At 63.1% G+C, this 22,859-nt stretch carries 27 protein-coding genes; 11 read left to right on the top strand and 16 right to left on the bottom strand.

The window, feature by feature from the left end; all coding sequences use genetic code 11:
* Positions 1–81 precede the first annotated feature (81 nt).
* Together ACFFP0_RS04380 and lgt are read right to left on the bottom strand one after the other, a co-directional pair.
* Positions 82–1,182: a class I SAM-dependent methyltransferase gene (locus ACFFP0_RS04380; RefSeq protein ID WP_377256786.1), complete on the bottom strand. Its 1,101-nt coding sequence runs from the start codon at positions 1,180–1,182 to the stop codon at positions 82–84.
* Positions 1,183–1,198: 16 nt separating this feature from the next.
* Entirely contained in the window at positions 1,199–2,026 is an 828-nt protein-coding gene (gene lgt / locus ACFFP0_RS04375; RefSeq protein ID WP_377257050.1) for a prolipoprotein diacylglyceryl transferase, read from the bottom strand.
* 233 nt (positions 2,027–2,259) lie between these two features.
* Between lgt and ACFFP0_RS04370 the strand changes: the two genes are divergently transcribed.
* From ACFFP0_RS04370 to ACFFP0_RS04350, 5 genes are all read left to right on the top strand, one after another.
* Positions 2,260–2,514 (top strand): accessory factor UbiK family protein, encoded by a 255-nt coding sequence (locus tag ACFFP0_RS04370; RefSeq protein ID WP_377256783.1) that lies wholly within the window; start codon positions 2,260–2,262, stop codon positions 2,512–2,514.
* 30 nt (positions 2,515–2,544) lie between these two features.
* Positions 2,545–3,345: a nucleotidyltransferase domain-containing protein gene (locus ACFFP0_RS04365; protein ID WP_377256780.1), complete on the top strand. Its 801-nt coding sequence runs from the start codon at positions 2,545–2,547 to the stop codon at positions 3,343–3,345.
* Between the two features lie 335 nt (positions 3,346–3,680).
* Positions 3,681–4,181: a type III secretion system chaperone family protein gene (locus ACFFP0_RS04360; RefSeq protein ID WP_377256777.1), complete on the top strand. Its 501-nt coding sequence runs from the start codon at positions 3,681–3,683 to the stop codon at positions 4,179–4,181.
* A complete protein-coding gene (gene proC / locus ACFFP0_RS04355) occupies positions 4,181–4,999 on the top strand; it encodes a pyrroline-5-carboxylate reductase (RefSeq protein WP_377256775.1) in 819 nt (272 codons plus the stop codon). Before ACFFP0_RS04360 ends, proC begins: the two co-directional genes overlap by 1 nt.
* A 9-nt stretch (positions 5,000–5,008) precedes the next feature.
* Entirely contained in the window at positions 5,009–5,374 is a 366-nt protein-coding gene (locus tag ACFFP0_RS04350) for a tRNA-binding protein (RefSeq protein ID WP_377256772.1), read from the top strand.
* Positions 5,375–5,389: 15 nt separating this feature from the next.
* On the opposite strand, the gene ACFFP0_RS04345 is transcribed toward ACFFP0_RS04350, so the two are convergent.
* The 5 genes from ACFFP0_RS04345 to ACFFP0_RS04325 form a co-directional block, all read right to left on the bottom strand.
* Positions 5,390–5,971: a DUF1349 domain-containing protein gene (locus tag ACFFP0_RS04345; protein ID WP_377256769.1), complete on the bottom strand. Its 582-nt coding sequence runs from the start codon at positions 5,969–5,971 to the stop codon at positions 5,390–5,392.
* Positions 5,972–5,982: 11 nt separating this feature from the next.
* On the bottom strand, positions 5,983–7,362 hold the full coding sequence (locus tag ACFFP0_RS04340) for an ATP-binding protein (RefSeq protein WP_377256766.1): 1,380 nt from the start codon (positions 7,360–7,362) through the stop codon (positions 5,983–5,985).
* 132 nt (positions 7,363–7,494) lie between these two features.
* A complete protein-coding gene (locus tag ACFFP0_RS04335; RefSeq protein WP_377256763.1) occupies positions 7,495–8,193 on the bottom strand; it encodes a response regulator in 699 nt (232 codons plus the stop codon).
* Positions 8,194–8,207: 14 nt separating this feature from the next.
* Positions 8,208–8,675: a MarR family winged helix-turn-helix transcriptional regulator gene (locus ACFFP0_RS04330; RefSeq protein ID WP_377257047.1), complete on the bottom strand. Its 468-nt coding sequence runs from the start codon at positions 8,673–8,675 to the stop codon at positions 8,208–8,210.
* 228 nt (positions 8,676–8,903) lie between these two features.
* Positions 8,904–9,536: a DUF1236 domain-containing protein gene (locus ACFFP0_RS04325; protein WP_377256760.1), complete on the bottom strand. Its 633-nt coding sequence runs from the start codon at positions 9,534–9,536 to the stop codon at positions 8,904–8,906.
* Between the two features lie 168 nt (positions 9,537–9,704).
* On the opposite strand from ACFFP0_RS04325, the gene ACFFP0_RS04320 reads away from it, so the two are divergent.
* Positions 9,705–9,911: a hypothetical protein gene (locus ACFFP0_RS04320; protein ID WP_377256757.1), complete on the top strand. Its 207-nt coding sequence runs from the start codon at positions 9,705–9,707 to the stop codon at positions 9,909–9,911.
* Between the two features lie 68 nt (positions 9,912–9,979).
* A complete protein-coding gene (locus tag ACFFP0_RS04315; protein ID WP_377256754.1) occupies positions 9,980–10,627 on the top strand; it encodes an MBL fold metallo-hydrolase in 648 nt (215 codons plus the stop codon).
* A 116-nt stretch (positions 10,628–10,743) separates the two neighbouring features.
* Here the strand turns inward: ACFFP0_RS04315 and ACFFP0_RS04310 are convergent, their stop codons facing one another.
* A complete protein-coding gene (locus tag ACFFP0_RS04310) occupies positions 10,744–10,959 on the bottom strand; it encodes a cold-shock protein (protein WP_085424902.1) in 216 nt (71 codons plus the stop codon).
* Positions 10,960–11,470: 511 nt separating this feature from the next.
* A complete protein-coding gene (locus tag ACFFP0_RS04305; RefSeq protein WP_377256749.1) occupies positions 11,471–12,406 on the bottom strand; it encodes an EAL domain-containing protein in 936 nt (311 codons plus the stop codon).
* Between the two features lie 356 nt (positions 12,407–12,762).
* Here ACFFP0_RS04305 and ACFFP0_RS04300 point away from each other — a divergent pair, with 356 nt between their 5' ends.
* Positions 12,763–13,965 carry a pyridoxal phosphate-dependent aminotransferase gene (locus ACFFP0_RS04300; protein ID WP_377256746.1) on the top strand — a complete coding sequence of 401 codons (1,203 nt, stop codon included), beginning with the start codon at positions 12,763–12,765 and terminating at the stop codon, positions 13,963–13,965.
* Positions 13,966–14,030: 65 nt separating this feature from the next.
* Here ACFFP0_RS04300 and ACFFP0_RS04295 read toward each other — a convergent pair whose 3' ends face one another.
* From ACFFP0_RS04295 to ACFFP0_RS04280, 4 genes are all read right to left on the bottom strand, one after another.
* Positions 14,031–15,257: a PQQ-dependent sugar dehydrogenase gene (locus tag ACFFP0_RS04295; protein ID WP_377256743.1), complete on the bottom strand. Its 1,227-nt coding sequence runs from the start codon at positions 15,255–15,257 to the stop codon at positions 14,031–14,033.
* Between the two features lie 219 nt (positions 15,258–15,476).
* Positions 15,477–15,905, bottom strand: coding sequence for a DUF3597 domain-containing protein (locus ACFFP0_RS04290; RefSeq protein WP_377256739.1), 429 nt, complete (start codon positions 15,903–15,905; stop codon positions 15,477–15,479).
* A gap of 104 nt (positions 15,906–16,009) precedes the next feature.
* Positions 16,010–17,128: a 5-methyltetrahydropteroyltriglutamate--homocysteine S-methyltransferase gene (locus ACFFP0_RS04285; RefSeq protein WP_377256736.1), complete on the bottom strand. Its 1,119-nt coding sequence runs from the start codon at positions 17,126–17,128 to the stop codon at positions 16,010–16,012.
* A gap of 169 nt (positions 17,129–17,297) precedes the next feature.
* Positions 17,298–18,404 carry a calcium:cation antiporter gene (locus ACFFP0_RS04280; RefSeq protein WP_377256732.1) on the bottom strand — a complete coding sequence of 369 codons (1,107 nt, stop codon included), beginning with the start codon at positions 18,402–18,404 and terminating at the stop codon, positions 17,298–17,300.
* Positions 18,405–18,625: 221 nt separating this feature from the next.
* Here ACFFP0_RS04280 and ACFFP0_RS04275 point away from each other — a divergent pair, with 221 nt between their 5' ends.
* On the top strand, positions 18,626–18,889 hold the full coding sequence (locus tag ACFFP0_RS04275; RefSeq protein ID WP_377256729.1) for a DUF2188 domain-containing protein: 264 nt from the start codon (positions 18,626–18,628) through the stop codon (positions 18,887–18,889).
* Positions 18,890–18,894: 5 nt separating this feature from the next.
* Here the strand turns inward: ACFFP0_RS04275 and ACFFP0_RS04270 are convergent, their stop codons facing one another.
* Entirely contained in the window at positions 18,895–19,803 is a 909-nt protein-coding gene (locus ACFFP0_RS04270) for a LysR family transcriptional regulator (protein WP_377256726.1), read from the bottom strand.
* Between the two features lie 95 nt (positions 19,804–19,898).
* Between ACFFP0_RS04270 and ACFFP0_RS04265 the strand changes: the two genes are divergently transcribed.
* A complete protein-coding gene (locus tag ACFFP0_RS04265; protein WP_377256723.1) occupies positions 19,899–20,927 on the top strand; it encodes an NAD-dependent epimerase/dehydratase family protein in 1,029 nt (342 codons plus the stop codon).
* Entirely contained in the window at positions 20,924–21,313 is a 390-nt protein-coding gene (locus ACFFP0_RS04260; RefSeq protein ID WP_377256720.1) for a DUF6220 domain-containing protein, read from the top strand. The genes ACFFP0_RS04265 and ACFFP0_RS04260 overlap by 4 nt, the downstream gene beginning before the upstream one ends.
* A 50-nt stretch (positions 21,314–21,363) precedes the next feature.
* On the opposite strand, the gene ACFFP0_RS04255 is transcribed toward ACFFP0_RS04260, so the two are convergent.
* Both ACFFP0_RS04255 and ACFFP0_RS04250 read right to left on the bottom strand, forming a co-directional pair.
* Complete coding sequence (locus ACFFP0_RS04255) at positions 21,364–22,485, bottom strand: alkene reductase (RefSeq protein WP_377256717.1); 1,122 nt, start codon at positions 22,483–22,485, stop codon at positions 21,364–21,366.
* A gap of 43 nt (positions 22,486–22,528) precedes the next feature.
* Entirely contained in the window at positions 22,529–22,825 is a 297-nt protein-coding gene (locus tag ACFFP0_RS04250; protein ID WP_377256714.1) for an ArsR/SmtB family transcription factor, read from the bottom strand.
* Positions 22,826–22,859: the final 34 nt, after the last annotated feature.

Here is a 22,859-nt window from a genome sequence, read left to right as displayed (position 1 = left end):
TGTCAATCGGGTTGGGGAGATTGCCTGAATTGACGACGCTCTCCTGCGGCCCGCGGGGCGGAGCGGAGGTGGCGCAGGCCCTCAGCCTGTCGCCCGGAAGGGCATAAGGTCCAGAGCGGGGCTCGATACCGCGATGACCTTGAACAGCTCGCCCATCTTGCCGGCGCCTTCTCCGGCCAGCCGGTCGACCGCCGCGGCGATCAGCCGCTGTTCCGGCGGCTCCTTGTCCTTTGCAAGCGCGGTCGCGCGTTCGGCGAGGCCGAGGCCGAAAAGGAATTCGCCCTGGCGCAGGCCGCCGTTCAAATGCACGCCCGTGGAAAGAGCGACCTTGGCGAGATCCTCGAAATCCACATGGCTGGTCAGGTCCGCTTCGCCGGGGCTGGCGAGCGGAGGGTCGAAGTCATGGTTTCGGACCGCCTGCAGCGTATCGCCGAAACCGGTGACCATGTGGCCGTAGTCGATGACGAGCGCCGTGCCGCCGGAACTCCTCAACCGGTCGCAGAGGGTCTGCATGACGGCCTGGCGGGCGGGAGCCAGCTCGAAGATCGTGCCTTCGGGAATGGAGGCGGCGGGCGAGGGCAGGAGGGCGGGATCGAGCGTTGCGACGCCGGCGGCGAAGGTCAGTTCGTCATCGGCGTCCAGACCGACGAGGCGCTCCCGGAAACCCGTCGACGTCCTGACGAACTGGCGGATCGGGATCGCATCGAAAAGCTCGTTCGCGGCAATCAGCGTAAAGCCTTCCGGGACGTCCTCGAAACTGTCGTGCCAGGAGATCTTGGTCGAATAGGCCTCCAGTGTTACCCGCTGCACGCCCCGCAACCGCTCGCTGGTTTCGACGAGATGGACATGCAGGCCCTCGAAGAGCGGCGGCGCGATTCGCCGGATGACCCTCAGCATGTCGGCCATCATCGTGCCGCGGCCGGGGCCGATCTCCACAAGCTGGACGGCAGGCGGCGTCCCGTGCCGCTGCCAGGCATGCACGATGAACACGCCGATCATCTCGCCGAAGAGCTGGCTGATTTCCGGTGCGGTGATGAAATCGCCGTGCCGGCCGAAAGGTTCGCGGCTGCGGTAATAGCCGTATTCCGGGTCGGCGAGGCAGAGCGCGAAATAGTCGGTGACGCTGATCGGGCCGTTTGTCCGGATCAGGTTCTTGATCTTGTCGGCGAGGGGCGTGCTCACGATCGTGCGCCTCCGTCTACGCCTTTGCGGAGGCCGTGGTGGCGGCCGAGCGTGCCCGGGCGACGGCCCAGAGGCCGATCGCGACCATGGGCAGGGAAAGAACCATCCCCATCGTCAGCCAGTTCGTGCCGAGCAGGTAACCGAGCTGCGCATCGGGTTCGCGGAAGAATTCCACGAAGATGCGGCAGAGCCCGTAGCCGGTCACGAACGTGCCGGAGAGCGTGCCGGGCGTCTTCAGCGCCCTGAAGCGGAAGATCAGCAGCGCGAGCGCCAGCAGGAGCACGATGCCTTCGAGCCCGGCCTCGTAAAGCTGGCTCGGGTGCCGTGCGAAGGGACCGCCGGTCGGAAAGACCACGGCCCATGGCATGTCGCTCAGGCGTCCCCAGAGTTCACCGTTGATGAAATTCGCGATGCGCCCGAAGAAGAGCCCCAAGGGGACGACGGCGGCGACCGTGTCGAACATGCTCCAGACCGGAATTCCGTTCCGGCGCGCGAAGAGGATCATGGCGATCGTCGCGCCGAGGAAGCCGCCATGGAAGGACATCCCGCCGTTCCAGATCTGGATCACCCGGATCGGATTCTCCGACACCGCGGCGAAATCATAGAAAAGCACGTAGCCGATACGCCCCCCGAGCACGATGCCGGCGGCGACCCAGACGAGGAAGTCGTCGAGATGGGTGGCGGTGATCGGTGACTGCCCGTCCTTCCACAGCGAACCGTTCGCCACCAGGCGGCGCGCATAGAACCAGCCGAGCAGGATGCCGGCGACATAGGCGAGACCGTACCAATGGACGGCGAGCGGGCCGATGGAGAAGGCCACCGGATCGATGTCCGGGAACGGCATGAGGGCGAAAAGATGAAGCGCTTCGTACAAATTATCGGGTTCCCAGGCTGGGTATCGTCGCGGAACATGGCGTTGCGGATATCGCCGGTCAAGGCGAATCTCAGCAAGAGCTGATGCAGGCAGTGGATGACGCTTGCAACAGATCGCGGCAGGCCCTACTTCACCTCTATGGATTTTTTCAGGCCGCGCCTCCGTGGAATGTTTGGGCGGCCGGACATTTCGGGAGTAGAACCATGTCGACCGGGACGAACCGCATCCTCGACGATTTCGCGCGGCTGATGACCGATGCCGCGGGCGCCGCCCAGGGCGTGCGCAAGGAAATGGAAACGGCCTTCCATGCCCAGGCCGAGCGATTCCTCAACAGCATGGACGTGGTCAAGCGCGAGGAGTTCGAGGCCGTGCGGGAAATGGCGGCCCGCGCCCGCGACGAGAACGAAGCGCTGAAAGCCCGCATCGAGGCGCTCGAGGCGAAGCTTTCCGGGCAATAAGGCCCGAGGCTCCAGGAGCGGGGCAGTCGAATGGACAACGCGACCGCCATCAGGGAGATTGCCGCCGCCCTCCGGAGCGAACCGACGGTCCGGGCGCTGTTCCTGAGCGGCAGCTACGGCGCCGGGCTTGAGGATTCCTACAGCGATATCGATTTTCTCGCGGTTTGCCGGGATGGTCCCACGGATGGGTTCGCCCGTGTGTGGCGCAAAGCGGTCGGCATCTCGGGCGAGGTCGTTCTCTGGCGGGACCGTCAGGTCAGGCCCATGCTGATCAACGCCGTCACGGTGGACTGGCTGAGGATCGACGTAGAGATCGTCACGCCGGACCAGATGGCCCGCCGGACCGCCGATGGCCTGAAGATCCTCTTCGATCACGATGGAATCCTGGCCGCGCTACCCTCCCCATCGCGAAGGGCAGGCCCCGATCCGTCGCGCATGAGGTGGCAGTTCGAGGAGTTCATCCGGATCTTCGGATTGCTGGCGCTTGCGATCGGCAGGGAGGAATACCTGAACGGGATCACCGGTATCTTCCACCTCAGGAATCTTCTCGTCGATCTGATGATCGAGGAGACGGGGGCTCCCAACAGGGGCGGCGCCCTTCATCTGAACAGGCTGATCACCGGCGAGCAGAAGGATGTCCTCGCCGGCCTGCCGATACCCTCGCCGACGAGAGAATCGATCATATCGGCCAATCTCGCCTATGCCGGAGCATATCTGCCCCGGGCGCGGAGGATGGCGAAGACGATCGGCGTCGAATGGCCCGAGCGTTTCGAGGCGGCGACATGGGCCAATCTGAAACAGGCCCTGGCGGTCGATCCGCCCGGCATGTGAACCGAGGGCACGCCGTACCCAAAAAAATCTCACCCTGTGGACACTGGCAAAAAAGCCAGTCGTCAGAGTCGGTTATGACTCCGTTCTGATCCCCGTTAGGAAGAAGTTTCGAGGGCGGTTTCAGCAAAATCGAGGGGGAGGGGATGGCAGCCGGACTCTGTCTAGCTACACTGATTTTAAACGATGATTCGAAACGGGTTGGTAAGCTCCGGACAAAGTGGCTGCGTTAGTCTGGAGGCGTCGGGCGATCATCGACAGTGTAGTTCCCGGTCAGTGTTCGCGTGTTTTGGCGTTGTCGCACGAATCCGCAATCATTCCGGTCAAGAAGGTGCCGCATGAGCCTTATGGAATTGGAAATCGAACGTCAGTCGAACCCGGTCGATATGATCGAGTTCGTCGCAGCCTCGAACGACTGGACGTTTGAGCGGTCGGGCGAAGACGAAATCGCCATGACCGTGGAAGGCCGCTGGGCTGACTACCATGTTTCCTTCTCCTGGATGGAGGAGTTCGAGGCGCTGCATCTGGCCTGCGCCTTCGACATCAAGATTCCCGACGCCCGGGTCAACGAGGTCATTCGCCTGCTGTCGCATATCAACGGGCAGGTGCTGATGGGCCATTTCGACCTGTGGCGCCAAGAAGACGTCATTATCTTCCGCCAGTCTCTGCTTCTGGCTGGCGGCGCGGAGCCGACCAACCAGCAGGTGGAAGTGCTGCTGTCGAGCGCGCTCGAAGCCTGCGAGGCCTATTATCAGGCCTTCCAGTTCGTGGTGTGGTCGGGAATGGAGGCGAAGGCTGCCATGGATGCCGTTCTGTTCGAAACCGTGGGCGAAGCCTGATGGCGCTCGCCCAGCTCGGATCGATCGTTCTCGTCGGCGCCGGCAATATGGGCGGCGCCATGCTTTCCGGCTGGCTGAAAAAGGGTGTGCCCGGTGCGTCCGTCACGGTCATCGATCCGTCGCCATCCGAGGCGATGAAGGCGATCATTTCCGATGCGGGCGCACGGCATTTCGCCTCCCTGCCGGAACGGCTTTCGGCCGATATCCTGTTCCTTGCCGTCAAACCGCAATTGATGGATGCGGTCCTGCCTCCGTTGAAACCGGCCGTCGGTCCGGACACGGTGGTTGTTTCCGTCGCGGCCGGCAAGACGCTGTCCTATCTTCTCGCCCATCTCGGCGATGCTGCCATGGTGCGCGCCATGCCGAACACGCCAGCGATGATCGGTCGCGGCGTTACCGGGGCCTATGCCAATCCGAAGGTCAGCGATGCCCAGCGCACCGCCGTCGAATCGCTCCTGAGGGTCAGCGGCCCGGTGGAATGGGTTTCGAGCGAGGCGGATATCGACGCGGTGACCGCCGTTTCGGGCAGTGGCCCGGCTTACGTGTTCTATCTCGTCGAGTGCATGGCTGAAGCGGGCCGGAAAGCCGGCCTGCCGGCGGACCTCGCCATGCGGCTCGCGCGGGAAACTGTCTCGGGGGCTGGTGAACTCCTGCACCAGTCCCCCGACGACGCTTCCAGGCTTCGCCAGAACGTCACGTCGCCAGGCGGCACGACCGCGGCGGCGCTTGCCGTGCTGATGGCCGAGAACGGCATGCAGCCGCTTTTCGACGAGGCGATCGCGGCGGCCCGCAAGCGGGCCGAAGAACTCGGACGTTGAGTGCATCGCATGGCTGAAGAAACCGCCAATCGAGACGTCGAGAAGATCAGTTTCGCGGATTTCGAAAAGGTCGATATCCGCGTCGGCACCATTGTCGAGGTCGAGGCCTTCCCGGAGGCCCGCAAGCCGGCATTCAAGCTGAAGATCGATTTCGGCCCGGAGATCGGCATCAAGAAATCCTCCGCCCAGATCACCGTGCACTACACGCCGGAGACGCTGGTCGGGCGACAGGTGCTCGGCGTCGTCAATTTTCCGCCGCGCCAGATCGGTCCTTTCCGTTCCGAAGTCCTGACGCTCGGTTTCGAGGACGAGAAGGGCGCGATCGTGCTCGCCGCCATCGAGCAGCCGGTGCCGAACGGCAGGAAGCTGATGTAGGTCAGTCCCTGCTTTTTAGTGAATATCCCGGCTTTTGACATCGGTCAGGCTGAACGAGCGGAATTCGACTTCGAAACCCTCGCGCTGCGGCGAGCAGAAGGTCATGCCGACGGAAAGATCGGCGATGTCCGGCGGAAAATAGGCAAGCCGGGCCATTCGCCATTCCGGCTGGCGGTCGGTGCGATACTGGATGAAAAGAGCATCGCCCATCCGGGTGACGCGAACGAATATTTCCTCGAAATTGTCCGCGAGACGGAAGGCCGACCAGTCCGAATGGCCGTTGGTGACGACCACGCTGAAATGGCGGGCGCCGTCGGTGAACTCGATGCCGCATTTCATCCAGTGCGTCTCGTCGTGGCGGATCATCAGTCCGGCCTGGTCGTAAAGCGCTTCGTAGCGGCCGACGAAGGAGGTTTCGGCGGTGAAATCGCCGGACCGGCTGCGATGGAGGAAATGACCGCTGTCGCGATGAAATCCGTAATATGTTCCCTGCCAGAAGTCGGTCTCGCTGCCCGAGCGGGCGACCAGCCGGCCTTCGGCTTCGCGCGCTTCGGGCGGGGGATTCAGCCATTGCATCCCGGAAAGGTCGATGGGCATTGTTTCTCCTTTTACGCCGGCACGCGCACGATGGCGCGCAGGCCGCCTTTCGGACTGTCGGCGAGCGTCACGTTGCCGCCATGAGCGCGCGCGATGTCGCGGGCGATGGCAAGGCCGAGGCCGGTGCCGGAAGAGTTGAGGTTGCGGGCCTCGTCCAGCCGGTAGAAAGGCTTGAAGACGTCCTCGCGCGCCTCGGGTGGAATGCCGGGGCCGTCGTCGTCGAGCGTCAAGGTCAGCCATTTGGCGCTGTGCCTTGCCTCGACATGCAGGTTGTCGGCATAGCGCTCGCTGTTCGACACGAGGTTGCCGACGAGCCTGGTGAAGGCGTTCGGGCGCACGGCGATCTCGTCCTCGCCGTCGATCTCGTAGGTCATGGTCTTGCCGTGAAGCGAGAAATCGGCGCGGAGCCTTTCGAGGAGTTCGCTGAGGCGCAGCTCGCCGAAATCTTCCTCCGCCTCGCCCTTGGCGAAGGCGAGGTAACCTTCGAGCATCGACTGCATGTCCTCGACGTCCTGGCTCATGCCGGCAAGCTCCGGCTTGTCGCCGGCCAGCGCAAGCTGCAGCCGGAAGCGTGTCAGGATGGTCCGGAGATCGTGGCTGATGCCGGCAAGCATGGCGGTGCGCTGCTCCATCTGCCGTTCGATGCGTTCGCGCATCTGGATGAAGGCAAGGCCGGCGCGGCGGATCTCGTCTGCGCCGCGCGGGGAAAAACCCTCCGTCTTCTGGCCCTTGCCGAAACTTTCCGCGGCGCGGGCGAGCGTCAGGATCGGGCGGATCTGGCCACGCAGGAAGAGGATGGAGATCACCACCAGCACGAAGGCGGTGCCGATCATCCAGACCAGGAAGATATGGGTGTTCGAGGCATAAGTGGAGCCGCGGCGGGCAAAAACCCGGAGCACGCGATCGTCGAACTTGATGCGGATTTCGACGAGGCGGCTGTCTCCCACCGTATCGATCCAGAAGGGCATCTGGATCTGGCGGGTGATCTGGTCGGCGAGGATGTCGTCGAGGATGGAGAAAAACGGACGGGGACGGGGCGGCGGTAGCTGGCCGTTCTCCTCCACCGCGATCGTGAGGTTCAGCGCATCGTCGGCGATGCGGGTGATCGCGTCGTAGTTGGCGTCCTGCGGATAACTCTTGATGACCTCGATGATGCCGGCGATGTCCCTGACCGTGCCTTCCGAAAGCCGCTCGGTGACCATGCGCCAGTGCCGCTCCATGAAGACGGCCGCGACCACTGTCTGCAGAAGCAGCATGGGCAGGATGACGATCAGCAGCGAACGGGTGTAGAGGCCGGTCGGCAGATGGCGGCGCAGCCAGCGGACGAAGGGGCGCCAGCCCGGCACGGTCAGCCGGTCCATGTCGCGCCTCAGGGAATCGAAAAGTGCCATCCTGCCTTCTGCCTGCGCGCTCCTGCCTGTGGCATCGGCCGAGAACCGTAAACGATCTTCGGAAGGCGCGATGCGTGGTTTCAATAGGCTGGAGAGCCACGCATCCGTCAGGACACACGGTTCTCCAGCCGGTCAATCGATACTCAGCCGGTATCCGATGCCGCGCACCGTCTGCAGATAGACGGGGTTGGCCGGATCGTCCTCGATCTTACGCCGCAAACGGTTGATCTGCACGTCGATCGTGCGCTCGCCGACCTCGGCATCGTCGCCGATCAGCTCGTGGCGGGGAATGGTGTCGCCGGCGCGCAGGGCGAAGAGCAGCATGATCTCCTGTTCGCGATCGGTGAGCCTGATGGTCTCCGCCGCCTTGCGCAATTCCTTGCGCGGGATGGAGAAGGTGAAGGGCCCGAACATGATCTGCTCGATCTTCGGCGTGTCGGCCGACGAGCTGCGGCGCAGGATATTGTTGATGCGCAGCACCAGTTCGCGCGGATCGAAAGGTTTTGAGAGATAGTCGTCCGCGCCGGCCTCGAGGCCTGCGATGCGCGATTCCGCCTCGGCGCGCGCGGTCAGCAGGATCACCGGTATGGTCTTCTTCTGGTAGAGCGACTGGGTGAGTGACAGGCCGGATTCGCCCGGCATCATCACGTCGAGGATGATGAGGTCGAAATGCAGCCCTTCGAGCTTGCGGCGGGCTTCCGCCGCGTCGCCGGCGATGGTGACGCGAAAACCCTGCTCCATGAGATAACGGTTGAGAAGATCGCGGATGCGCGTGTCGTCGTCGACCACGAGAAGGTGCGGTGCATCATCGGAAGGGGGCGTTTTCGTCATATGGCAGGTCCCACTTAATCCAGATCGCTGTCGACGGGGTCGAGGTTCTCGTCGCGCCCGCGCATGCGGCGCAGGAATTCCTTGACCGAGGCCCGGATCTCCGGCGTCAAATCCTCCATGGCGCGAGCGATACGGCGCGATTGCGGCTCGGAAAGGGCGAGCGCCAGCTCGCGGCCCGCCAGCGTCGGGTAGAGCCGTCTCTGCCGCCTGTCCTTGGCTCCCGCCATCTGGCGAATATAACCGGATTCGATCAGTTGTTTGAGTACGCGTGCAAGGCTCTGTTTGGTGATCTGCAGCGTGTCGAGAAGGTCGGTCACCATCATGCCCGGCTGGCGGCAGACGAAATAGACGACGCGATGGTGGGCGCGTCCCATGCCGATCTTGGCCAGAATGGCATCCGGATCGGACACGAAATCGCGGTAGGCGAAGAAAAGCAGCTCGATGGTCTCGAAGTCGATCTGGGCTTCATCGACCGCCGGCATCGGCGGCAGGACCTTCTTGACGGCTTTTCCCGTCGATGCGCGCGACACTCCCTGTTCCTTTCCCGTCATGGCCCGGCCCGGTCGTCGCCGTAGCTCTTTAAACACGCAGGCACTTTAGACATTCGCACGTCATAAAGCGCGAACGGCTTGAACAATCAACAGCATTTCTTGAAAGCAGCGCGGGACGGGCGGAAGGGCGCCGAACAAGGGCGCCCTTCGCGGGATGGATCAATCGTAGATGTGAACGATGCGGCGGCTGCCGGGATCGACCAGGACGGGCCGGTCGTTGACGACGACATAGTCGTATTCGTAGTCGGGCACTTCGCGGATCATCACGTCCGGCGGCAGCGTCGCCCCGACCACCAGTTCATTGCGGACGCGGATGGTTTCCGCCGGATGCTGCTCGATATAACTGATGACGGTATCGGGCGGGTCGACCACGTCGACGGTGCCGACCGGACCGAGCATGATATCGTCCGGTCCCGGAACGGGAGCGGGCGGGGCGATGCTGGACGTGCTTTCATAGGTCACCGCCGGCACGTCGTAGCGGCTGCGATAGTCCTGAACCACGACAGGCGTTCCGTTGTGGCGGATGGTCAGGTATTCCGCGAATACCCAGCCACGCATGCCGTTCACTTCGATGCGGCACCAGTTGCCGCCTTCGAGGCAACCGTCCATCATCGCCGGGCTGCCGCGCGTGGCGAGACCGATCTCGGGATAGTCCTGGCCTGGACCGGACCGCACGACGATGTCCGATGCGGTCGTGGTGGCCATCTGTGCCTGGGCGGGGAGGGCAAGCGCCGAAAGGGCGGCGCCGAGGCCGAGCCACGTCAATTTCGGGCGTTTCAACCAGGTCGTCATGGATTTTCTCCTCATGTTGACTGGTTGGGAAACCCCGATCCGACCGGCTGGTTCCGCCGGAAACAGGCGGATTCTCCAATCTGTGACGGGTAAGCCACAGATAAATGGACGCTCTGGAACTTTTAGGCCCGGCGTCCATTGAATCTGCCACATATCGGAGAAAATCCCATGACCGCCCGACCAATGACCATCCAGACCTTTTCCGCCCTGCCTCCCATCACGATGGAGCCGGTCGCGCCCGCCAATCCGCTCAGAGGCGTTCTGGTCACCGTCTTCACGCTCAAGATCATCGTATCCGTCTTCCTGCTCGCAACCGTGTCGCTCGCGCCGCCGGTCTCCTCCGACCTGCAGTACACGACTGCGTCCGCCGACTGATTTTTCGGCTGAAATGCTCTGCGTTTGCCGTTATACCCCGCTGATCCTACAGAATGATCCGAGGCATCATGGGCACGTTACAGGCCGGCATCATCCCGGTTACGCCATTCCAGCAGAACTGCACGATCCTGTTCGACGACGAGACCAGGGAAGGCGTCGTCATCGATCCGGGCGGCGATGTGCCGACGATCCTCCAGGTCGTCGAGGAAAACGGCATCACGCTCAAGGAAATCTGGCTGACGCACGGCCATATCGACCATGCCGGCGGGGCGGACGAATTGCGCGAGGCGCTGGGAATCCGGGTGATCGGGCCGCATGAGGCGGATCTGCCGCTTCTCCAGCGGCTTGAGACCCAGGCCGGGAAGTTCGGAGTGAAGATGGCGGTGCGCAATGTCATGCCCGACCGCTGGCTCAACGAAGGCGATACCGTCTCGTTCGGGGATCACGTCTTCGAGGTTTTCCACTGCCCCGGCCATGCCCCCGGCCATGTGATCTATTACAACCGTAAACAGAAGTTCGCGCATCTCGGCGACGTCCTGTTCAACGGTTCGATCGGCCGCACCGACCTGCCCGGCGGCGATCACGAGGCGCTGCTCGCCTCCATCCGCGACAAGGTCCTGCCGCTTGGGGATGACGTGGGCTTCATCTGCGGCCACGGGCCGGGTGGCCGGATCGGCGACGAAAGACGGAGCAACCCATTCCTTCGCGGTCTCTGAGAGGCCACGCCGGTCAGCAGCCTTAAGTTGGAACGCCGCCTGATCCAGGCGTTCCGGCAAAGAAAAAAACCCGGCATGACTGCCGGGCCTCAACTCGAACAGAAAGCCTCTAGGGCTTAACCAGCGATCTGCAGGTTGACGGCCTTGGGGCCTTTGCCGCGACGATCCGGTTCCGTGTCGAAGCTTACCTTCTGGTTTTCCGACAATCCGGACAGGCCGGAAGCCTGTACGGCAGAGATATGGACAAAGATATCGGCGCCACCACTATCTGGCTTGATGAAGCCGAAGCCCTTGTCGGTATTGAAGAATTTTACAGTGCCAGTTTCGGCCATGCAGCAGGTCCTTTTCTCTCTGTCCGTGTTCAGCGGCGGACAGCATAAATAGTATTGCCCCGAAGGGCGGCGGCAGGCAGCTTTAAGAAAGGGTCCCTGTCTTTACCGCGGTGACCGGCAGGAATAGCTTTGAATATCTCCGCCCCCAGCCTACCGCCCGAAGTCTTAGCGCCTTCGGAACGCGTCATTATAGGTCTTCCCATGCTCGTAAATTGCCCGAACTTGCACAGAGTGCTGTGTTTATCGGAAATTGGCAAGAAAAAGTTTTTTGAACTGCCCCGGCCGGCCGGAAACAGGAATTGCCAAAACGCCTGAAAATGCGGGGTTTGCGCTCTTTTGAGAGCAGGGCGATGAGAATTTCATCGCCAGCAATGCTTTGCTAACCCTCTTCTGTGTCATTTTGAGGCAGGTGACGGAAAGGGAAAAATTTTATCGTTCCGGTGTCGCGATGCCGTTCAAAGGGGGTTCGGCGGTATTTCGCCCGCCGGTTGCCGTGGGCATCCGGGACCGTTCATTCGCCGCCGGATTGCCGGCGGCCGAAAGTGCGGGCGTGTCTTGCCAGGGCGGGCCGCATGGCGGGAGCCGCCGGCGCGACGGGGAGGTCGCTCGACAGCGCGGCCTCACGGCGCGGTGACGGCGCGAAAGCCGCAAGGCCTTCCGGAAAGGCTTCGTTGAACGTGGTCGGCGCGATTTCCGGGCGGGCAAGCGCATAACCCTGCATCAGCGGAACGCCGAGCTCCTCGCACAGGTCGACCTGCCAGACCTCTTCAAGCCCCTCGAAAATGGGCTCTATGCGCTCGTCCAGCATCTGCCGGACGATGACCCTCAGCAGGGCATAGCCGGCGGAGTTGTCGAGGACGTCGCGGACCCAGGAGGCGTCGAATTTCACGTAGTCCGGCTTGATGCGCTTCAGCCGGGCCAGATCGGAATCCCCCGCGCCATAATCGTCGATCGCGACGAGGAAGCCGATCGCTCTCATGTGCTGGGTAAAGGCTACGACGATATCGTCGGCCGCGCCGGATTTTTCCGAGATCTCGCAGACGATGCGGTCCGGCTTGAGGCCAGCCTCATGGCCCGCGAGCTTGATGCGCTCCACTTCCTGGCGCATCTCGTGGGGCGTCCGGAAGAGGCCTGGATGAAACTTCACGAAGATCCTGGCGCGGGACCGGTTGAGCCGCCCAGTGTTGAGAATGTGGATCGTGCGCAGGATGCTGTCGATATCGGCGATGTCGGCAGGCGGGACGAGGCGGAAGAAATCGCCGGGCGAAACCGGTTCCCGCTCGCGCGAGACGCGCACCAGGCCCTCGAAAGCCTCGATATCCAGTTCGGCGCCCGTCGAACGGAAGATCGGCTGCAGGGCGGATTGCAGCACGAAGGGGCCGTAGGCGGTGGAAAAGGCACCGTCTTCGCTACGCACCAGATTGGCGAAAATGCTTCTCGGCGTCATGCTCGTCGGACTTTTCGTTGCGTCTATTCCGGTGGTTGTACCAGCCAAGGGTTACGCTGGTGTAAAAAAGGCCCTGAAGGTTTTAGCACATATGTTTTCGAATGCGGCCGTGGTTTACGGGTTCGTGGTCCTGCGCGCCTGTCCGCGAGGTGGCGGGCTCCCGATCCGGCGGGCCGGTGCTGCGTTTCCGCCCTCGCGAACCGGGTCACATTCGGGAGACCATGCTATGATCAGCTTCTTTGATCGGTTTCATTCAAGCTTTCCGCTTGAAACGGCGTCATAGTTTAGACATAGAGCGTACCGGCGGTGTCCGTGCGCGATCCCGCCTTGTGCAACAGCTCTTCAGGACGAAGATTATGGCCTTTCTTGCCGACGCTCTATCCCGCGTAAAGCCTTCCGCCACCATCGCCGTTTCCCAGAAAGCCCGCGACCTCAAGGCGAAAGGCCGCGACGTGATCGGCCTCGGCGCAGGCGAGCCGGATTTCGATACGCCGGACAATATCAAGAAAGCCGCCATCGACGCGATCAGCCGCGGGGAAACGAAGTACCCGCCGGTATCCGGCATTCCGCAGCTCCGCGAAGCGATCGCGAAGAAGTTCAAGCGCGAGAACAACCTCGATTACACGGCTGCCCAGACGATCGTCGGCACCGGCGGAAAGCAGATTCTTTTCAACGCTTTCATGGCAACCCTGAATCCGGGTGATGAAGTCATCATCCCCGCGCCCTACTGGGTGTCCTATCCGGAGATGGTCGCGATCTGCAACGGCACGTCCGTCTTCATCAAGGCGAAGCAGGAAAACAATTTCAAGGTCACGGCAGCCGATCTGGAAAAGGCGATCACGCCGAAGACCAAGTGGTTCCTGTTCAACTCGCCGTCCAACCCGTCGGGCGCGGCCTATACGCATGATGAGCTGAAGGCGCTGACGGATGTTCTCCTCAAGCACGAACATGTCTGGGTGCTGACCGACGACATGTACGAGCACCTGACCTATGGCGACTTCAAGTTCGCGACGCCGGTGGAGGTGGAGCCGAAGCTCTACAACCGCACGCTCACGATGAACGGGGTCTCCAAGGCCTATGCCATGACCGGCTGGCGTATCGGATACGCGGCAGGCCCCGTCGAGCTCATCAAGGCGATGGACATGATCCAGGGCCAGCAGACATCCGGCGCCTGCACGATCGCCCAGTGGGCGGCCGTGGAGGCCCTCAACGGCCCGCAGGATTTCATCCCGGCGAACAAGAAGATCTTCGAAGCCCGCCGCGACCTCGTGGTGTCGATGCTCAACCAGGCAAAGGGCATCGTCTGCCCGTCTCCTGAGGGGGCCTTCTACGTCTACCCCTCCTGCGCCGGCCTGATCGGCAAGACCGCGCCGTCCGGCAAGGTCATCGAGACGGATGAGGATTTCGTGACCGAGCTTCTGGAAACGGAAGGCGTCGCCGTGGTTCACGGATCGGCCTTCGGTCTCGGCCCGAACTTCCGCATTTCCTACGCCACCTCGGAAGACCTGCTTGAGGAAGCCTGCAAGCGCATCCAGCGTTTCTGCGCCAACTGCAAGTAAGTCGCCGTAACGGATTTCAATAGAGGAGGCCCGCCGGCAATGGCGGGTCTTCTGCTTTTCCGGTCTCAGGTCCGGGTCAGCCGCAGGATCGCCGAACCGCCGCCGCCACGTTGCTCGGTAACGGCATAGACGGCGCCATCGGGGCCGACCTTGACGTCCCGGATGCGGGCCTGAAGCGGCACGCGCTCCTCATGGGCGACCTTGTCGCCATCCATGTGAACGACCACGACGCCCTGGGCCACGAGCCCGCCGATCAGGAACGAACCCTTCCACTCGGGGATGGCGTCGGCATCGTACCAGGCCATGCCGGAAGGCGCGATGACCGGGTCCCAGTAATAGACCGGCTGTTCGGTTTCGGCTGTCGCCGTGATGCCCTTGCCGACCGGCGAGCCGCTGTATTCGATGCCGTAGGTGACCTCCGGCCAGCCATAGTTCTTGCCGGCCTCGGGGCGGTTCAGTTCGTCACCGCCGCGCGGTCCGTGCTCGACCGTCCACAGGCGGCCCTGACCGTCGAGGGTGGCGGATTGCAGGTTCCGATGCCCGAGGCTCCAGATTTCCGGTTGCGCGCCGCCCTGGTCGACGAAGGGATTGTCGGGCAGCGCCTTGCCGTTCATGTCGATGCGGAAGACCTTGCCGAGACCGCTTGAAAGATCCTGCGCCTGCACGCGCGGCTCCGGATCGGAACGTTCGCCGACGGTCACGTAAAGCTCGCCGCTGGGGCCGAAGACGAGGCGGGAGCCGAAATGCTTGTTGCCGTCATAGCTCGGCATCTGGCGGAAGATGACGTTGACGTTTTCCAGCCTGCCGCCGCCATTGTCGTCCGGGACCAGCCTGGCGGAAGCGACGGACGTGCCGTTGCCCCCTTGGCGTTCTTCCGAGAAGGAGAAGAAGATCAGGCCGGAACTTGCGTAGTCGGGAGCGAGCGCGACATCCAGCAATCCGCCCTGGCCGCCGGAAAGGACCTTGGGAACGCCCTTTATCGCGGGGCCGGCCTCGCCTTTCTCGGAGATGATGTGCATGGCGCCCCGTTTGGCGGTGACCAGCATGCGGCCATCGGGCAGGAATTCCATCGCCCAGAGATGCGGCAGGTCGTCGGCGACGACTTCCTGCGTGATCCTCGGCATCCGGTCCGGTTGCGGCGCGCGGGTCTGGCCGGCGAAGGCGGGTTGCTGGTTGGGCGCATTGGGCCGTTTGGTCTCGGCGGGCCGGCCCGCGGTCTGAGCATGGGCCGATACCGCGACGAGCGCGGCAAGAAGGGCCGAACCGGTGAGGAGAAGGCTGGAACGTTTCATCGTGAACTCCCTTCGATGGGCGGCGTTGGCCGCAGGCCGGAAAGGCTCTTCCGCAGGTTGCGGAGAGGCCCGTGTCGTAGCCTTCATCTAGTGCGCTTGTCCGGAATGGTTGCACACGGGGCATTCAAGATAATTTTATCGGGTTCCCATCGGGCTCCCCGGAAAAAACAAGCCCGCCTCGAAGGCGGGCCCATCGTTTGTTCTGTCTCTCGGCGAGACTCAGTCGAGAAGGTCGGCCGGAACCTTGCCGCCGTTTTCGGAGAGCTTCTTCATCAGGGCCTTGTGCAGCCAGATATTCATCTCGGCCGAGCCGTCCTTTGCGCCCGTATAGCCCAACTCTTCCGCAAGCTCCTTGCGGGCCCCGAGGCTGGAATCAAGATCAAGCGCCTTCATCAGGTCGACGATCGACTTGCGCCAGTCGAGTTTCTGGCCGCTTTGCTTGACGGCGGCGTCCAGGATGGGGGTGACATCCACGGGGGCCGAAGTCGAAGGGGCAGGAGCCGCCGGGGCTGCCTGCGTGGCGGCCGGAGCCGATGCCGACGAAGGCGCCGCTGTCGGCGCGGGGGCGGCAGGTGTTGCAGGTGCGGCGGTCTCGGCCGCTTCCGCCCGTCCGAAAATAGCGTTCTTGATCTTGTCGAAGATACCCATGTCGTGCTCCCTCGTTGGCGACGTACGGTGTTAGAATTACCGCGAAGAATTTTTTTCTCAAGAGGAGGCGCCGCAACCTGTTGTGGGTTGCGGCGCAACAGGGGTCAGGCCGTGCCCCAGATGGCCTCGGCAGTCTTGACGACGAGTTCCAGCTTCCGCTTCTGATCGTCCTCGGTGATCGAGTTTCCTTCCTCGGTCGACGCGAAACCGCATTGCGGCGCGATGCCGAGCTGGTCGAGGTCGACGTATTTGGAGGCTTCGTCAAAGTGGCGGCGGAGCGAATCGAGGCTTTCCAGCTCCCCGGTCTTGGTGGTGATGAAGCCCGGATAGACGCGCTGCTTCGACCCCTTGCGGAGCAGGCTGAGCGGCTGCAGGCCGCCGGCGCGTTCGGTATCGTATTCCATGAAGAACATGTCGACGCCGGTATGGTTGAAGATGGCGTCGGCGGCCGCGTCATAACCGCCCTCGGCGGCCCAGGTGGAGCGGAAGTTGCCGCGGCACATGTGCATGCCGATCAGCATGTCCTTCGGGCGGTCCTTGATCGCCTCGTGCATCATCCAGGCATATTTCCCGATCAGCCAGTCGGGGTCGAAACCTTCTTCCCGCTTCATGGCGCGCTGCTTCTCGTCGCCGAGATAGGCGAAATAGATGTCGTCCATCTGCAGGTAGCGGCAGCCGGCTTCATAGAACTTCTGCACGGCCTTGGCGTAGGTCTTGGCGAGGTCGGCGAAGAGTACTTCGACGTCCTGGTATTCCGCCGGGTGAATGTCGGCGCGCGCCGTGCGGTAGTGGGCGACGCTCGGGCCGGGGATGGAGATCTTCGGCGTGACCTTGGTCACCGAGGCGAGATATTTGAAGTGCTCCAGATGCGGATGGTTGTCCGGGAAGTCGAGCTTGCCGTTGATCGTCGGGAAGGTCGGCGGAAGCTTGATCCCGTGGAAGGTGACGCCCTTGTGGGCCTCGCGGGTGACGAATTCCATGCCCTCGAGTTCGCCGAGGAAGTCGTAGTGCCAGAAATGACGCCGGGCTTCGCCATCGGTGACGACTTTGAGGCCGACGCCCTCCTGCAGCTTCACGAGGTCCTTGATGGCTTCATCCTCGACGGCTTTCAGCTCCGCGGCCGAGATGCTCCTGTCTTCGTAGAATTTCTTGCGGGCTTCCTTCACGGAAGCGGGACGCAGGAGCGATCCGACGTGATCGGCTCTGTAGGGCGGGGTTGGCATGGGGTTCCTCCATATCGCATATACAAGCTGCCGGAGCCGGCAGCGGTGAAGGCATGTATACAGGCGCGGGCCTGTCAGGGCGAGACAGCATATTTCACAGATTGATTCAATGCCTTCTCAATCCGATTCCGTATGCATGCGCAATCCGTTGATATGGAATCGTTTTTCGTCAGAGGCCGAGGATCGTCAGCATCACGAAGGTGGCGAAGAGGACGAAGTGGGTCATGCCTTCGATTGCATTCGTCTGGCCGTCGTTCAGGTTGATCGCGGCGACGATCAGGGTGATGACCACCATCACCGTCTGCACCGGGGTCATGGCCATGACGAAGGGCTGGCCGCTGTAAAGGGCGATCGCCTCCATGACCGGCACGGTGAGGATGACGGTCGAGAGCGAGGCGCCCATGGCGATGTTGACGACCGATTGCATGCGGTTGCGGAGCGCGGCGCGCAGTGCGGTCAGGATTTCCGGCGCGGCGGAAATGGCCGCGACCACGACCGCCATCAGGGCCGGCGGCGCGCCGGTTCCCTCGATCCCGACATTCATGAAGGTGGACATGAACTCCGCCAGCAGGCCGATGACGAGGACGCCGAACAGGATGATCCCGATGGAAACCGCGGCCGGTTCCGCCATGGCCTCTTCCACCGGCGCCGGGGCACCTGTCGCAGCCTTGTCGGCGCGCGGATAGGTATAGCTGAAGAAGTAGCTGTGCGTGCCGACCTGCATGCGCAGGAAGAGCGCGTAGAGCGCGATCATCGCGCCGATGGTGAACGCGGAATAGTAGTGCCACCGGTCGGAGGGGATGAATTCCGGCACCATCATGGAAATGCCCATGGCCGTCAGGATCATCACGCTGTAGGTGCGGCTCGAATCGTCGTTATAGGGCTGTTCGCCGTGGCGCAGCCCGCCGAGCAGCGCGGCAAGGCCGAGAATGCCGTTGATATCCAGCATGACCGCGGCATAGATCGTGTCGCGCACCAGCGTCGGCGAATTCGTGTTGCCCATCATGATCGCGAGGATCAGCACCTCGACCGCCACGGCCGAGAGCGTGAGGATCATCGTGCCGTAGGGATCGCCGACCTTGTGGGCGAGCACTTCCGCATGGTGGGCGACACGCGTCGAGGTGAGGATGATGACGGCGACGAGGGCGATGGCGGCGACCGCCGATGCGGTCTGGCCGGCTTCCAGGACGGAATGCTCCACCGCATATGCGATGAAGACGGCGACGAGCGCGATGACGAGAAATCTTTCCTGTTTCAGAAGAGAGAAAAGCCCCACCGCCAGCTCCTTGTTCCTGCCGGCTCAATTCTAACGCGACAACTTGCTGCATCAAGGTCGTCCGGTTTTCGCTCCCGGGATTTGCGGCGACCGCGCTTTGATGACATAATTTCGACGGTGGCTGGAGCGTCGCGGCACCCTTTTTGCCTTTTACCCCCGATGCCGCGCGTGGACACGAAGCCTGCGGGATCGATGCGGCCACCGAAGAAGAAGGAGGGAGTATGACCAAGGTTGTCTATAAAGTCGTGCAGCACGATGGCGGTTGGGCGTATCGCCTGGGCGACGTCTACTCGGAGACTTTTCCCACCCATTCCGATGCATTGCAGGCGGCGCGCATCGTGGCCGCCGAACAGCAGGTGGGCGGGGAGCCGGAAGAAATAAGCTGGCAGGACGACAAGGGCGTCTGGCACACCGAATACAGCGATGGTGGCGATCGTCCGGAAGCCGAGGTCGTCGATGGCGACGAGAGCGTCAACGCCCGCTGAGGCCGTCAACCGCGGACATATTCCAAGAGGCCTTTGACAAGTGCGTCGAAGGTGACACGCCAGCGTGGCGAGGATTTCAAGTTCTCGTGCATGGCGACCCAGGTATCGAGCGGCAGTTCGAACAGGTCGGGCAGGACCCGGACGAGATCAGGCTCGCGTCTGGCGATCCCGACCTGGCAGATGCCGATGCCGGCCCCCGCGCGGATCGCCGCGAGCTGGGCGAGGTTGCTGTCGGAGCGATAGCTCCAGCGGATATCTTCCAGTGCGGGAAATGTCGGGGAGGCGGCGCGGATGCGTTCCGCCGCCGTGCGGACAAAGGCGGTGCGGCGGTCGAAGCCGATCAGCCGGTGCCGTGAAAGCTCTCCGGCATGTCCGGGAAGCCCGTGCCGTTCCACGTAGCGGCGATGGGCATGGAGCCCGAGCGGGATTCCGCCGATGTGGCGGGCGACAAGCGCATCCTGCGCCGGACTTGTCATGCGCACCGCGATATCCGCCTCCCGTCTCAGGAGATCCTCCAGGGAATCCGACAGCGACAGTTCCAGTTCCAGGCCCGGATGCTCGTCCTGGAGGGCGGCGAGGATCGGCGGCAGGACTTCGACGCCGATCACGTCGCTGGCGCTGATCCTGACCGTTCCCTGGACCTTGCCGAATTCGCCGGAGGCAAGCCGCTGCATGGCGGCGGTCGTGGCGGCCAGGTTTTCCGCATAGGGTTTCAGCGCCACGGCGGGCTCGGTGGGCAGCAGGCCCTGCTGCGAGCGGGTGAAGAGCTGGCAGCCGACAGCCTGTTCCAGGGCGTCGATATGACGGCCGACCGTAGGCTGCGTGATGCCGAGCTCGCGTGCCGCGGCCGAGAGCGATCCCAGACGCAGGACGGCGAGGAACGTACGGTAGAATCCCCAGTCGATATCATTCATTTTCGTATGGATGCCAAAGAATTTCTTCCAATTCCGTATATCATCGGAAAAGGCGATATTCCAGCCATCGAAACCGCTGCGAAAGGAATATCGCCATGACCGATACATCGATCGTCAAACCCGTCGCTCTCGTGCTCGGTGCCACAGGAGGGATCGGCGGCCATGTGGCGCGCGGGCTCTTTGCCCGTGGCTGGACGGTGCGTGCATTGAACCGCAATGCCGCCGAAGCCGCCCGGCGCGAGCCGCGTTTCCATTGGCTCCAGGGGGACGCGATGAACGCCGCCGAGGTTCGTCGTGCGGCCCAGGATGCGCAGCTCATCGTGCATGCCGTCAATCCTCCGGGCTACAGGGACTGGGAGAAGCTGGTCCTGCCGATGCTGGACAATACGGTCGCCGCGGCGCGCGCCGTCGGCGCCCGCATCCTGCTGCCGGGCACGGTCTATAATTACGGGCCGGATGCTTTTCCGGTGATTGCCGAGGACAGCCCGCAGACTCCCGTCACCCGCAAGGGAGCGATCCGTGTCGAGCTCGAGCGGCGGCTGAAGGCGGCTTCGGAAGGGGGCGTCCCGGTCCTGATCGTGCGGGGCGGCGATTATTTCGGTCCGGGCGCCGGCAACAGCTGGTTCGGACAGGGTCTGGTGAAGCCCGGCAAGCCGGTGACGTCCGTAAGCCGGCCGAATGCCGGCGGGACCGGCCATCAATGGGCCTATCTGCCGGATGTCGCCGAGACCATGCTGCGGCTCGTCGACCGGAGGAACGATCTGCCGCGCTTCGCGCTTTTCCACATGAACGGGTTCTGGGACGGGGACGGCCGCGAAATGATCGCGGCGATCAGCCGCGTCGTCGGAGGGAAGCCAAAGGTCCGGGCTTTCCCGTGGTGGCTGCTCGCACTTGCCTCGCCTTTCGTGCCGCTGTTCCGCGAACTTGGAGAGATGCATTATCTCTGGAGGGAGGAGGTGCGAATGAGCAATGAAAAGCTCATCGAGTTCCTCGGCGAGGAGCCGTCGACGCCGATCGACGAAGCCGTCCGGGCAACCCTTGCCGACCTCGGCTGCCTCGACGCCGGACGCTCCCGATCTCACGCCCTGCCGCTGCCGAGCGTCGACGCCGGGAGGGCCGCATGACGGACGCTTCCCTTGTGGCGACGCGCGGCGCCGTGCCTGTCGCCTTCCGCATTCTGGCTCTTGCCTTGCCGGTCCTGATCGGCGGACAGGTCTTCCTCGCCGGTCTGGCGATCTTCTCGGACGGCTCGATGTGGGAGGTTCACGCCGTGATGGGCGGGGTGCTGGCTCTGCCGATCCTCGGCCTTGCCGGCCTGGCTCTGGCGCGTCCGGCGCTCAGGGCCTATCGGTTGCCCGTCATCCTGCTCTTCGCGCTCTATTGCCTGCAGTTCGTCTTCGTCATCGCGGGCGAGGGGATCGGCGTCATTCAGGCCCTGCATCCGACCAATGCGGTCGCCATGACGGTGGTCAGCGTTCTCCTGGCGCGCACGGCCCGGACGGAGCGATGACGAGAACAGGGGCCGCGAGAGAAGCGGCCCCGTCATTTTCGTCAGGCCTTTCAGGCGACGGCTTCGAGCGCCGGATAGTCCGTGTAACCCTTGGCGCCGCCACCGTAGAGGGTCGCCTTGTCCAGCTCGTTCAACGGCGCATTGTCCCTGAAGCGCTGGACGAGGTCCGGATTGGCGATGAACAGCTTGCCGAAGGCGACCGCATCGGCATAACCGCTCTCCACGGCTTCGATGGCGCTTTCGCGATCATAGCCGTTGTTGACCAGCCAGCCCCCGGTGCCGCCGGCCTTGCGGTAGGTGGCCTTCAGTTCCTGGTAGTCGAAGGGCTTGTCGCCCTGGAAGAAGCCGCGGTCACCGCCGGTGGCGCCTTCGATCACATGGATGAAGGCGAGGCCGCGCGGCCCGAGCCGTTCGACCACGTGGTTGAACAGCGGCTGCGGATCGGTCTCGGTGATGCCGTTGCCGGGGGTGACCGGCGACAGCCGGATGCCGACGCGGCCCGCGCCGATTTCCGCCGTGACCGCGTCGACCACTTCCAGCAGGAAGCGGGCGCGGTTTTCGATCGAACCGCCGTATTCGTCGGTGCGCTGGTTGGCACCCGATTTCAGGAACTGGTCGATCAGATAGCCGTTGGCGCCGTGCAGTTCGATACCGTCGAAACCGGCATCGATCGCGGCGCGGGCACCCTTACGGAAATCATCGACGATGCCGGCGATTTCGGAATGCTCCAGCGCACGGGGCGCGGACGTTTCCACGAAAGCGCCGCTGCCGTCGGGATTGATGATGTAGGTCTTGCTGCCGGCCGGGATGGCGGAAGGTGCGACCGGAGCGCCGCCGTTCGGCTGCAGCGAGACATGCGAGATGCGGCCGACATGCCAGATCTGGGTGACGATCCTGCCGCCTCTCTTGTGCACGGCGCTGGTGACCTTCTTCCAGCCCTCGACCGACTGCGGCAGGTAAAGGCCCGGCACATCCGCGTAACCCTGGCCCTGCTGGGTGATCGGCGTGCCTTCCGTGACGATGAGGCCGGCGGTGGCGCGCTGTTCGTAGTAGGTGACGTTGAGGTCGTTCGGGATCGCCTTCGGCGACCGGTTGCGCGTCAGCGGCGCCATGACGAGGCGGTTGGAAAGTTCGATATCGCCGAACTTGACCGGATCAAAAAGGCTGGACAATGGAAATTTCCTTATTTTGCAGTTGGAGGGAGGCGGGCGGGGATCACAGGGTCGATCGCAGCTCGTCGAGGAACGCCGCAATGGTTTCTTCATTGCGGTGATAGAACGCCCATTGGCCGACGCGGTTGATCTTGAGCAACCCGGCCTTTTCGAGCGTCGAAAGATGCGCCGAGACCGTGGATTGGGAGAGGCCGCAACGCTTTTCGAACTGGTTGGCGCAGATGCCCATGTCGAGCGGATGCGCCTGATCGGAGAAATGATGCTCCGGCTCCTTCATCCATTCCAGGAATTCGACCCGGGTGGGATGTGCCAGCGCCTTGAGGATTTCCGTCTTGTCCATGATCAGGGTCCATATCGGAATTTACCGATATATA

Source organism: Neorhizobium puerariae, from assembly GCF_042429745.1.
GTDB lineage: Bacteria > Pseudomonadota > Alphaproteobacteria > Rhizobiales > Rhizobiaceae > Neorhizobium > Neorhizobium puerariae.
The sequence above is the reverse complement of the archived record's forward strand: the minus strand, read 5'-3'. Positions and strand labels throughout refer to the sequence as shown.